The organism is Streptomyces brevispora (assembly GCF_007829885.1).
Lineage (GTDB): Bacteria > Actinomycetota > Actinomycetes > Streptomycetales > Streptomycetaceae > Streptomyces > Streptomyces brevispora.
Genome location: NZ_VIWW01000001.1, coordinates 5,348,149 through 5,359,880 on the forward strand (window position 1 = coordinate 5,348,149; position 11,732 = coordinate 5,359,880).

Genomic DNA, 11,732 nt, shown 5'->3' on the forward strand with positions numbered 1-11,732 from the left:
GCGTCAGAGCGAGCCGTCTCTGACAGCCGCGACGAACGGCGCCCAGCGCGCCGCCGAGAAGGCGAGGGCCGGTCCTTCGGGGGCGGCCTTGCTGTCGCGTACGGGGACGATGCCGGGGAGGTTGTCGGCTATCTCGACGCAACTGCCACCGTCCCCATTGCTGTACGACGACTTTCGCCAGGCGGCCGATATCAGGTCAGGTCGGGTATTCATGGCTGGAATAGTCCTTCGCCGCCGATTCGACCAGGGCCAGGGACGCCTCCGGCGACAGAGCGACGGCCCTGGCCAGATCGTATGCCGATCGGTAACTGCCCACCAGCCTCGGTTCGTCGATGAGCTGTCCGGTGTAGGCGCTCTCCGTGTAGGCCACAGGAGGTCCGTCGGCGAAGTCCATCAACGAGGCCATGGTGTTCAGGAACGGGTGCACGCCGGCGGAGAACGGCAGGACCTGAAGGATGATGTGCGGTCGCGTACGTACAGTCTCCGTGAGGTGATTGAGCTGATCGCCCATGACTTCCGGACCGCCGACCGGGACGCGCAGGGCGGACTCGTGCAGGATCGCCCAGAACGCCGGTGGTGTGTCGCATCGCAGCAACTCGGCTCGCTCCATTCGTGTGCTGACCTGTTCTTCCACGGCTTCGGCGGAGATGAATCGACTGGACACCCGGGTCAACGCTGCGGCGTAGCCTCGTGTTTGCAGCAGGCCAGGCATCAACACCGGTGCGTACTCACTGATGCTTGTGGCCTGCTTCTCCAGCTCGGCCGCGTCCGCGAAGTACCCCGCCACCTTCGATGTCCGTGCCAGCCGGCACAGTCGCTGAAGATGCTCGCCGCTCCCCAGTACCTCGTCCAGCGCGCGCGACACCTCCAACTGTGGCCGTCTCTCCGCCATTTCGAACTGTCCGATGTAGGTACCGGAGCAGAAGACCCGGGTGCCCAACTCGCCCTGAGACAGTCCGGCGGCCTCGCGCAGGCGTCGCAACTCGGCGCCGTAGAAGGCGCGAGGATCGGTGTACGGGTCCAGGTCCTTGGGAAGCGGCATGTAGCGGCAGTGGTCCGCCTCGTACCCCAGAACGGCACACCGTCACCCGCAAGCGTGGCCACCGGAAAACGGGGTCCGAGGCGTTTACAGCCAAGCATCGGAGCGCTAGCCTCCCCGAACAGTGGGAGCGCTCCCAAGCATGCGAGAGCGGCCCAGCACCGCACCGCACGACCCGAACGTTGTTCCGCCAATCCCCCCGGACGACAGCAGCGAAGGGACGTACCTCGTGATCCACCGATCGAGCCGCCGATTACTGATCGGGGGCCGGCTCCTGGCCGGTACCCGCAGCAGAGCCCTGCTCCTCACCCTGCTCGCCCTCCTCACGGCCGTTCCCGCCCTCGGGCTGGTCGTCACCTCCGGCAGCCGGGCCGAGGCCCACGGCACGCCGATGAAGCCGGCCAGCCGCACCTTCCTGTGCTGGCAGGACGCGCTCACCACCACAGGGGAGATCAAGCCGGTCAACCCCGCCTGCCGGGCCGCCGCGCAGAAGAGCGGGACCACGCCGTTCTACAACTGGTTCTCCGTGCTCCGCTCCGACGGTGCGGGCCGCACGCGCGGCTTCGTGCCGGACGGCGAGCTGTGCAGTGGCGGGAACCCCAACTTCACCGGCTTCAACACGCCCAGCGCCGACTGGCCGCTGACGCATCTGACCTCGGGCGCGACCGTCGACTTCACGTACAACGCCTGGGCCGCGCACCCCGGTTCGTTCTACGTGTACATCACCAAGAACGGCTACGATCCGAAGCGACCGCTGACCTGGAACGACATGGAGGACAAGCCCTTCCTCACCGTCGACCACCCTCCGCTGAACGGGAGTCCGGGGACGGTGGAGGCCAACTACGCCTGGTCCGGGGCGCTTCCGGCCGGCAAGAGCGGCCGCAACATCATCTACATGGTGTGGCAGCGCTCCGACAGCCAGGAGACCTTCTACTCCTGCTCCGACGTGGTCTTCGACGGCGGGAACGGTGAGGTGACCGGGGTCAAGGACGGATCCACCACCACCCCGACCGATCCTCCGCCCGGTGCCTGCACCGCCACCCGGAGCACCACCGGCAGCTGGAGCGGCGGTTACCAGTCGGAGGTGACCGTCACCAACTCCGGCACCGTACCCATGCTCGGCTGGATGGTGGACTGGACACAGCCCGCCGGCCAGCGCGTCGCCAGTCTCTGGAACGGGGCGATGACGGCACAGGGGCAGGCGGTGATGGTCCACAACGCGGACTGGAACGGTTCACTGGCCCCCGGTCAATCGACCTCCTTCGGGTACGTCACCGAGGGCGGCGCTCCGCCCCCCGGCCTCGGACTCGGCTGCAGGGTGGGCTGAGCCCGCGCGCACGCCGAGCAGCACAGCGGCCGTGGGCCGCCCGGGATCACCGGGCGGCCCCCGGTCTCGGGGCGGGCGGATCTCAGCCGAGGCTGTCGGTCATCGCGTTGAGCAGCGTGCCCGAGGCGTCGTCGTTCTCCAGCGAGAAGGCGAACATCCCGGCCAGTCCCTTGCTCTTGGCGTAAGCGGCGCGCGCCTTGATGGCCTGGGGCGTGTCACCGGTCCAGAAGTTGGTCCCGTCGTGGATCCAGGAGCTCTCGGTGACCGGGTCCCAGTGGGTCTGGGCCGCGGTGGGGTTGAGTTCCTCCGGGCCGCGAGACCGGATTCCTGGCTCAGCTGCTTCGCGGCGGTGGGGCCGGTGGCGCTCTGGTAGAGCCCGTAGTTCGAACCGGCCGGCACACCGGTCCAGCCGCGCCAGCAGAAGGGGACGCCGAGCACCAGCTTGGAGGCGGGGAAGCCGCCGGTGCTGCCGTACGCCGGGAGCCCGTCGGTGTAGGTGGTGACGGCCGTGTCGAGGTTGTACTTGGAGTTGCCCGGTTCGATCGGCGTGGTCGGGTCGCCGGGGCTGTCGTGCAGCGGGTCCTGGTGGTTGGTGGGCCCGGTGGCGTCCCAGGCGCCGTGCATGTCGTAGGTCATGACATCGGCGTAGTCCAGATAGTTGCCGATCTTGTCCGTCTCCAGGTACTTGATCTTGTCCTGGCCGCTGGGGAGGGCCGCGGTCGTAGACGTCGGCCTTGCCGTCCACGCTGTCACCGGCCGAGACGTCGGCCTGATAGTCGGCGTAGGCGTCGCCGGCGCCGGCGCCGTCGCCGGCGTTGGGGTTGTCCTCGTTGCCCGCGTCGGACGCCTGGATCGCCTCGAAGCACTTGTGCGTCGTGGGGTGGACGTTCTCGGACGCGTAGGTGACCACGTCGAGTCCGGCCGCGGCGCCGCTGGTGCCGATCTGCTTCGGGTAGTACCCGTTCTCGTAGATCCCCCACTGGTCGAAGTAGGCGGAGGAGTACGACTTCGTCGCGGGTGCCGCCCCGGTGGTCACGGTGACCGGCTGGGACCGGGTCGATGCGTGGCCGCCGCCGTACCCCTGCACGGTGAAGGTGTAGGTGTGGCGCGGCAGCAGCGAACTCACGGCGACAGTGGTCCCCATGGAGGTGGCCACGAGCTCGCCCTGCGACCACACCGCATACGCACGCGGTTCGGGCCGGTCCGGCGTCGTGCGATGTCAGTGCCCCGGCGGCCCGTCGCGGACCCGGACCGCCGTGCCGGTGAGCCGGAACGCGGCCGGGCGGGACCACATGGCCCCGCCCGGATACCTCTGCGCTGTCCTCGTCCGCCCCACAGCCTCCTCCGCGTGGTGCGCGACGGCACCGTCCAGGACGTCGTCGGGGCCCCGCACCACGCCGTCGGGGGCGGACCGCCCGCGCGTGCGGGTGGCCCGCCCCCGACGGGACCGGACGTACGGCTCAACCGGTCAGGAGATCAGCTCCACCTCCGCGAGCGTCGCCTCGCTGTCGAGCACCAGCCGGTAGTGCGCGTAGGAACCGGGAGCGCTTACCGTGAAGGCCCTCGTCTGCTTGTCCCAGGCGAACGACTGCCCGGACCGCTTGTCGAGGTCCTTCCACTTCGCGCCGTCCGACGAGCCCTGCACCACCCAGCCGCTCGGGGCCTTGGCCGCCGCGCCCGACGTCAGCGTGTACTGGACCGCGTTCGTCGCCGAGGGGACCGGCAGCTCCACCGTGGACACGGTCGCCGAGGTCGCCGAGGTGTTGTCGAACAGGGCGCCCGCGCCCTTCAGGACGTCCTTCTTCGGCGACGGCACCTTGTCGTCCTTGGTGAGGGAGACCGGGGCGGCGTCCTTGCCGGTGCCCCAGGCGGACGGCTTGGGGCCCATGTCGAAGTCCAGCACTCCGCCCTTGGCCAGCAGGTCGTGCGGCAGCGAAGTGGACGTCCACTTCTTGCCGTTGACCTTCAGGCCCTGGACGTAGATGTTCTTCGTGCTGTTCTTCGGCGCCTTGACGACCAGCGTGCGGCCGTTCTCCAGGTGCACCGTGGTCCTGGTGAACAGCGGGGAGCCGATCGCGTACTCGCCGCTGCCCATGACCAGCGGGTAGAAGCCGAGCGAGGAGAAGAGGTACCAGGCCGACTGCTCGCCGTTGTCCTCGTCGCCGTGGTAGCCCTGGCCGATCTCGCTGCCCGTGTACAGCCGGCTCAGGACCTCGCGCACCTTCTCCTGCGCCTTGTACGGCTGCGACGCCGCGTCGTACATGTACGTGACGTGGTGCGCGACCTGGTTGCTGTGGCCGTACTGGCCCATCCGCACGTCCCGGGCCTCCGTCATCTCGTGGATGACGCCGCCGTACGAGCCGACGAACTCCGGGCCCGCCGTCTCGGGGGTGGAGAAGTACGTGTCCAGCTTCTTGGCCAGACCGTCCCGGCCGCCGTACAGGTTGGCCAGGCCCTGGCTGTCCTGCGGGGCGGTGAACGCGTAGCCCCAGCCGTTGGTCTCCGTGTAGTCGTAGCCCCAGACCCGCGGGTCGTACCGGTCGGACGGCAGCCGCCAGTCGCCCTTGGCGTCCTTGCCCTGGAAGAAGCCCGCCTTGCTGTCGAACAGCTCGACGTAGTTACGGGCCCGGTTCATGAAGTACTCGGACTCGTCCTTGTAGTGCTGCTTCTTCGTCTTCTTGTAGAGCGCCTGGCCCATCTGCGCGATGCCGTAGTCGTTGAGGTAGCCCTCCAGCGACCAGGAGAGGCCCTCGTGCGTCGAGGTGTTGGCGTACCCGGCGAAGGGCGAGGTCGCCATGCCCTTGCGGCCCACGCCCGAGGTCGGCGGGACGACCGTGGCGTTCTTCAGGGCCGCGTCGTACGCCGCCTCCGCGTCGAACTTCACGCCCTTGACGTAGGCGTCCGCGAACGCGACGTCCGACGAGGTGCCGGTCATCAGGTCCGAGTAGCCGGGGGAGGACCAGCGGGAGATCCAGCCGCCGTCCTTGTACTGCTGGACGAAGCCGTCCACCATCTCGCCGGCCTTCTTCGGCGTGAGGAAGGAGTACGCCGGCCACGTCGTCCGGTAGGTGTCCCAGAAGCCGTTGTTGACGTACACCTTGCCGTCGACGATCTTGGCGCCGGTGTGGGTCGGGGTGTCCGAGCCGACCTGCGGTGAGAACGGGGAGGCGTACTTGTCCTTGCCACCGACCTTCTCGAAGCCCGAGTTCGGGTAGAGGTAGAGCCGGTACATGCTGGAGTACAGCGTGGTCAGCTGGTCGGCGGACGCGCCCTCGACCTCCACCTTGCCCAGCAGGTCGTCCCAGGCGCCCTGGGCCTTGTCCTCGACCCGGCCGAAGGAGCGCGAGGCGGGGATCTCGGCGGCCAGGTTCTGCTTGGCCTGGTCGACGCTGATCAGCGAGGTGGCCAGCCGCAGGTTGACGGTACGGTCCTTGCCCGCGTCGAAGCGGAGGTACCCCGTGACGTCGTCGCCACCGCCGCCGGAGAGCTTCCCGCTGCCGGTGACGGGGGCGTCGAAGACGCCGTACACGAAGAGCCTGGTGGCCCCCGTCGAGCCGCCGCTCTTCACGTCGGAGAACCCGGTGAAGGAGCTGGTCCCCGGGTCGAGGGTGAGCCCGCCGTCGTTGGAGACGTTGTCGAAGACGACGCTCGCGTCCTTGCCCGGATACGTGAACCGCATCCGCGCCGCGTGATCGGTCGGCGTCATCTCGGCCTTGAGGCCGTTCTCGAACGTCACCCCGTAGTAGTGGGGCCTCGCCGTCTCGTTCTCGTGCTTGAACGGCAGCGCGCGTGCCGTGCGCGACGCGTCCGGGGTACCGGAAGCGGCCGACGGCATCAGCTGGAAGGTCTGCCGGTCGCCCATCCAGGGGCTTGGCTCATGGCTCGCGCTGAAGGCCTGCAGGGTGGGCAGGTTGTCGTCGTTGTTGCCGCGAGCGTAGTCGTACAGCCAACTGGTGGAGCCGGCGTTGGTCACCGGGGTCCAGAAGTTGAAACCGTTGGGGACCGCGGTGGCGGGGAAGTTGTTGCCGCGGGAGAAACCGCCGCTGGAGTTGGTGCCGCGGACGGTCGAGGCGTAGTCCGAGAGGTGCGCCTTGCGCTTCGGGGGCGCCTTCGGGGCGATCTTGATGTCGTCGATCCAGCCCTGGAACTTCGACGGGCCCTTGGGGGAGTCGTACGCGACGAGGATCCGGTCGATCGTCTTGCCCGCCGCGACGGTGCCGATCCCCGAGTCGACCTTGTTCCACTGGTTGACGTACAGCCGCTTGGCGTCGGCCTGGCCCTGCGGGGTCAGCAGACCGCCGTTGGAGTCGGTGGCGCGCAGCTCGCTCAGGTACGTGCCGTCCGTGAACGCCAGGTCCACCGCGACGTGCGTGGCCGGGTAGGAAAGATCCGTCTCACCCATCTGGGGGTAGACCAGGTAGGAGAGTTCGGTGTCCCGGGTGACGGCCGTGTTGACGTCGAAGACCTTGTTGTACGAGTAGGCCCGGCCGTCCGCCTTGTGCGTGCCGGCGTACCGCAGCGCCCTCTTCCCGGTGAAGCCCGCGCCGGACTTGGCGGTGGGGGAGCCGGACGGGCCGCGGTCGACCTGGCTGCGCATGTCGTCGGGGGCCGGGACCGAGGTGTCCCCGTCGGAGAACTGGACGTCGGCGAGCTGGGTCGCGTCATCGGCGCCGTTGTTCTTCGTGATGTTCAGGCGGAAGTGCTGGTAGGCCTTGTCCGCCGCGAAGTCGTACGACTTGGTCTGGAAGCGCTCGGAGAAGGTCTGGCCGGTCCGGGAGTCCAGGTCCGTCCAGCTCTTGCCGTCCTCGGAGCCCTGCAGGGTCCAGTCCTTCGGGTCCCGTTCGTCGTGGTCGTTGGCCGAAGTCAGGGCGTACGTAACGACCTTGACCGGCTCGGTGAGGTCGAACTCCACCCAGGCGGTGGGCTTGAAGGACAACCACTTCGTACCGGATTCACCGTCGATGAGGTTTTCCTTCACCTCACCGCCGCCGGTGTTCTCCTCACTCGCGCGGACATCTGTGACCTTGTCGGTGATATTGCCCGGTATTCCGGCGGAGAAGCCCCCATCGATACCCGATGTCCGCTTCTTTCCATCAGGGGTTTCTTCGACGGTATTGCGCCAGTCCGGCTGCTTCTCGTCTGCCTCGAAGGATGAACTGAATATCCGGTCACCCAAAGGCTTTTGACCCTTTTCTCCAGACCCGGCCGACTGAGCGGCGGCCGCGGTGGGGGCCGTCACGACCAGGACCAGTGAGGCCGCGATCAGCGCGGCCGTACCGTTTTGTCTCTTGCGAGAACCGTGTCGGGGCTGCATGCCGAGCCATTCCTCCCGAGGAAGTGCGCTTGGACAACGTTGTCAGAAGCGTGCGCAGGAACCAGTAGGGAGGGAAGGGGCCAGTGGTGTCAAGGGTGTTGGGCCGGAACCCGTAGTCGAATCGACCGTATTGCGGAAATCGTTACATCCGGAGGAGGGCGTGCGGTGCCGAGGTATCCGCGAGGTCTCAACTCGGGAAAGACTGCCGCTCAAACCTGCATTCGATCTTGCTCAGTTGGCCGCAAGTGGACTATACCTGTCGGCGTCTGCACAACTTTTTTTCAACTGTGCGACAGGGGAGACAACGGGGGCAGGGTAACTCGACGCGCCACAGGTGCGTCGGCTGACCGGTCCCCCGACGCCCCCCACGGCAATGGTTAGCCTGAAATCTGCACCACCCAAGAGCAACTGACCGCGGTGGCGGGGCCCTTCGCCTGAGGCGAATATCGATGGGCGACCGGTACAACACCGCCTGAGTCCTGGAGAAGGCGAGGACTTGAGCATGGGATCCACCTCCGCCCACAAGAATGAGGGCCTTGGCCGTCGCGATCTGATCAAGAGGTCTGCGGCCCTCGGTTTGATCACCGTTCCGACAATGAGCTTCCTGTCGGCGTGTGCGAGCAGCGACACCAGCAGCGATGAAACGGTCAAGAAGGGCAAGACCAGCGCGAAGAACCCGCTGGGCGTCAATGCGACGGCCCCTCTCGACGTGGTCATCTTCAACGGCGGCTTCGGCGAGCAGTACGCGATCGACGCGGAGAAGCAGTACACCGCGGCGTACCCGAAGGCCAAGGTCAAGCACACTGCGACGCAGAAGATCCAGTCGCAGCTGCAGCCGCGGTTCAACGGCGGCACGCCGCCGGACCTGATCGACAACTCGGGCGCCGAGCAGATGGACATGGGTGTCCTCGTCGGCAAGAAGCAGTTGCTCGACCTGACGCCGCTGATGGACGCCCCGTCCATCGACGACCCGAGCAAGAAGGTCCGCGACACGCTGCGCCCGGGTGTTCTGGAGATGGGTCAGTTCGACGGCGACCCGGTCTGGATCATGAACTACGCGTACACCGTGTACGGCGTGTGGTACTCGCAGACCGCGCTCGACAACCTGGACGCCCAGTACCCCGAGAACTGGGACGACATGCTCGCCCTGTGCGCGAAGGCGAAGAAGAAGGGCATCGCCGGCTGGACCTACGCCGGTAAGTACCCCTACTACCTGCCGTTCTCGCTCTACCCGTTCATCGGCAAGATCGGTGGGCGCGAGGTTCTCGACAAGATCGACAACCTGGAGCCGAACGCCTGGAAGGACCCCGCGGTCAAGTCGGCCTTCGAGGCCTACTACGAGCTGTACCAGAAGGGGTACATCCTCAAGGGCACCCCGGGTCTGACCCACATCCAGTCGCAGACCGAGTGGACCAAGGGCAAGGCGCTCTTCATCCCGAACGGCTCGTGGGTGGAGAACGAGGCGGCGCCGACCACGCCCAAGGACTTCAAGATGATGGTCTCGGCCCCGTCCAGCCTGGACTCGTCCGACAAGCTGCCCTTCGGCACCATCTGGGCGGCCGGCGGCGAGCCCTTCGTCGTCCCGGCGAAGGCGAAGAACCCCGAGGGTGGCATGGAGCAGCTGCGCATCATGCTCTCCGAGGAGTCCTCGAAGAACTTCACCAAGCAGGTCAAGTCCCTCAGCGCCTTCAACGGTGGCACCGACGGCCTGACCCTCTCCACCGCTCTGCAGGCCGGTGTCGACGCCCTCACGAAGGCCGGCGACAACGTGGTGAACCCGCGCCTGCAGGACTGGTACGGCAAGCTCCAGAAGGAGCAGATCGGTACCGCCGGCATCGGCGAGATGATGGCGGGCCGGCTGACACCGACCGAGGCCATCAAGAAGATCCAGGGCTACGCGGACGCCGCTGCCAAGGACCAGTCCATCAAGCACTACAAGCACCAGTGAGTAACCGTCACCAGCGGCGGCACCCGCGGAAAGATCGGGGTCGGTAAACGATGCAGCACGGCAAGTACCGCTTCATTGTGGGATTCTTGGTAGTCCCGCTGGTGTTGTACGCGGTCTTCGTCATCTGGCCGTTCATCCAGGCCATCTACTATTCGTTCACGGACTGGACCGGTCTGAGCCCCGACTTCAAGATGGTCGGCTTCGACAACTACACCAGGATGCTGAAGGACGACATCTTCTGGAAGTCGTTGCAGCACAGCGTGCTGCTCGTGCTGCTGCTGCCGCTGGTGACGTTGGGCCTCGCGCTCTTCTTCGCCTTCATGCTCAATGTCGGAGGCCGGCGGCGCAAGAACGCCGCGGTCTCCGGCGTGCGGGGCTCGTCTTTCTACAAGATCGCCTACTTCTTCCCGCAGGTTCTCTCGATCGTCATCGTCGCCCTGCTGTTCCAGTTCGCTTTCAACCCGCGAAGTGGAATGCTGAATTCGGCGCTGGAGGGAATCGGACTCGGTTCCATCCAGCCGGACTGGCTGGGCGATCCCAGCCTGGCGCTCGTCTGTGTGATGTCGGTGCTGATCTGGTCGACGGTCGGGTTCTTCGTCGTCCTCTTCTCCGCCGGAATGGCGTCCATTCCGAAGGACTTCTACGAGGCAGCGCTCCTGGACGGGGCCAGCCGCGTCACGACGTTCTTCAAGATCACCCTGCCGTTGCTCTGGGACACCGTGCAGTCGGGCTGGGTCTACATGGGCATCCTGGCGCTCGGGGTCGAGGCGTTCACGGCCGTACAGGTCATGACCGTGGGCCCCGGTGGCCCCGACTACGCGACCACCGTCCTGCCGCTTTACGTCTACCAGACGGCCTTCCGTGACGGTCAGGCCGGGTACGCGACGACGATCGGTGTCGGACTGCTCATCATCACCATGGCGTTCGCCGCCATCGTGATGCGACTGGGCCGGCGCGAGCGGCTGGAATTCTGATGCCGCGCTCCCCGGGGCGCGGTGCCCGGATCCCCAGCAGGCAAGACAGCCCGGTCCCGACGGCCGGCTCGACAGTAGTACGAGGTGAGCACACGTGAAGGCCACTGATACCCCTCCCGTGGTCACGGTGAAGGAACCGGCCCCCGTGTCCAAGGCGCCCGCACCGGGCGACAAGGAGAAGAGCAGCGAGGGCAAGGTCCTCAACGTCTTCTCGCACGGTGTGCTGATCATCTGGGCGATCCTGGTGGTCATGCCGCTGCTCTGGGCGATCATGGCCTCGTTCAAGACCGATGACTCGATCCTGTCGACGCCGTGGGCGCTGCCGGACAAGCTCCACTTCGAGAACTGGTCGCGTGCCTGGAGCCAGGCGCACATGAGCGACTACTTCTTGAACACCATCCTGGTGGTGGGCGGTTCGCTCATCGGCACGCTGCTGCTCGGCTCGATGGCGGCGTACGTGCTGGCCCGGTTCGACTTCCCGGGCAACCGCTTCGTGTACTACATGTTCATCGGCGGGATGAGCTTCCCGATCATCCTGGCGCTGGTCCCGCTGTTCTTCGTCATGAACAACATGGGCCTGCTGAACACGCGGCACGGACTGATCCTGGTCTACATCGCGTACTCACTGCCGTTCACCGTCTTCTTCCTCACCTCGTTCTTCCGGACGTTGCCGAGTTCGGTGGCGGAGGCGGCGATGCTCGACGGGGCCTCGCACACCCGGACGTTCTTCCAGGTGATGCTGCCGATGGCGAAGCCCGGCCTGATCAGTGTCGGTATCTTCAACTTCCTCGGGCAGTGGAACCAGTACCTGCTGCCCACGGTGCTGAACACCGATCCGAAGTACCGGGTGCTCTCCCAGGGCCTGGTCGAACTGGCCAACGGCCAGGGCTACAAGGGCGACTGGTCCGGTCTCTTCGCCGGTCTGGTGATGGCGATGCTGCCGGTCCTCGCGGCCTACATCATCTTCCAGCGTCAGGTGGTGGCAGGCCTGACGGCGGGAGCGGTGAAGTAACACCTCTCCAGCGTCGCCCAGATCCACCCGCGGTCTCCGCAGACCCTTGAACGAACAGAACCGCCCGCCGGCATCCCTGCCGGCGGGCGGTTCGTCTGTGTACGGGGGAGTACCCAGA

At 66.6% G+C, this 11,732-nt stretch carries 8 protein-coding genes and 1 pseudogene; 4 read left to right on the top strand and 5 right to left on the bottom strand.

Annotated features, from left to right (window positions below; translation table 11 throughout):
• Positions 1–3 precede the first annotated feature (3 nt).
• Both FHX80_RS24825 and FHX80_RS24830 read right to left on the bottom strand, forming a co-directional pair.
• On the bottom strand, positions 4–213 hold the full coding sequence (locus FHX80_RS24825; protein WP_145766219.1) for a DUF397 domain-containing protein: 210 nt from the start codon (positions 211–213) through the stop codon (positions 4–6).
• Positions 197–1,042, bottom strand: coding sequence for a helix-turn-helix domain-containing protein (locus FHX80_RS24830; RefSeq protein ID WP_145766220.1), 846 nt, complete (start codon positions 1,040–1,042; stop codon positions 197–199). Before FHX80_RS24830 ends, FHX80_RS24825 begins: the two co-directional genes overlap by 17 nt.
• A 226-nt stretch (positions 1,043–1,268) precedes the next feature.
• Between FHX80_RS24830 and FHX80_RS24835 the strand changes: the two genes are divergently transcribed.
• A complete protein-coding gene (locus FHX80_RS24835) occupies positions 1,269–2,366 on the top strand; it encodes a lytic polysaccharide monooxygenase auxiliary activity family 9 protein (protein WP_375883811.1) in 1,098 nt (365 codons plus the stop codon).
• An 82-nt stretch (positions 2,367–2,448) separates the two neighbouring features.
• Here the strand turns inward: FHX80_RS24835 and FHX80_RS35930 are convergent, their stop codons facing one another.
• From FHX80_RS35930 to FHX80_RS24845, 3 genes and pseudogenes are all read right to left on the bottom strand, one after another.
• On the bottom strand, positions 2,449–2,787 hold the full coding sequence (locus tag FHX80_RS35930; protein WP_244318632.1) for a glycosyl hydrolase family 18 protein: 339 nt from the start codon (positions 2,785–2,787) through the stop codon (positions 2,449–2,451).
• Positions 2,748–3,119: pseudogene (locus FHX80_RS35935) on the bottom strand (glycosyl hydrolase family 18 protein); the annotation flags it as partial. The pseudogene FHX80_RS35935 and the gene FHX80_RS35930, both read right to left, overlap by 40 nt.
• Positions 3,120–3,834: 715 nt before the next feature.
• Positions 3,835–7,680, bottom strand: a complete 3,846-nt coding sequence (locus FHX80_RS24845) for a GH92 family glycosyl hydrolase (protein WP_167523630.1) — start codon at positions 7,678–7,680, stop codon at positions 3,835–3,837.
• A 502-nt stretch (positions 7,681–8,182) separates the two neighbouring features.
• Here FHX80_RS24845 and ngcE point away from each other — a divergent pair.
• From ngcE to FHX80_RS24860, 3 genes are all read left to right on the top strand, one after another.
• Positions 8,183–9,628 carry an N-acetylglucosamine/diacetylchitobiose ABC transporter substrate-binding protein gene (gene ngcE, locus FHX80_RS24850; protein ID WP_145766222.1) on the top strand — a complete coding sequence of 482 codons (1,446 nt, stop codon included), beginning with the start codon at positions 8,183–8,185 and terminating at the stop codon, positions 9,626–9,628.
• 50 nt (positions 9,629–9,678) lie between these two features.
• The gene (locus tag FHX80_RS24855) at positions 9,679–10,602 is read left to right on the top strand and encodes a carbohydrate ABC transporter permease (RefSeq protein ID WP_145766223.1); all 924 of its coding nucleotides are present in this window, start codon (positions 9,679–9,681) and stop codon (positions 10,600–10,602) included.
• A gap of 94 nt (positions 10,603–10,696) precedes the next feature.
• Positions 10,697–11,614 (top strand): carbohydrate ABC transporter permease, encoded by a 918-nt coding sequence (locus tag FHX80_RS24860; protein WP_145766224.1) that lies wholly within the window; start codon positions 10,697–10,699, stop codon positions 11,612–11,614.
• Positions 11,615–11,732: the final 118 nt, after the last annotated feature.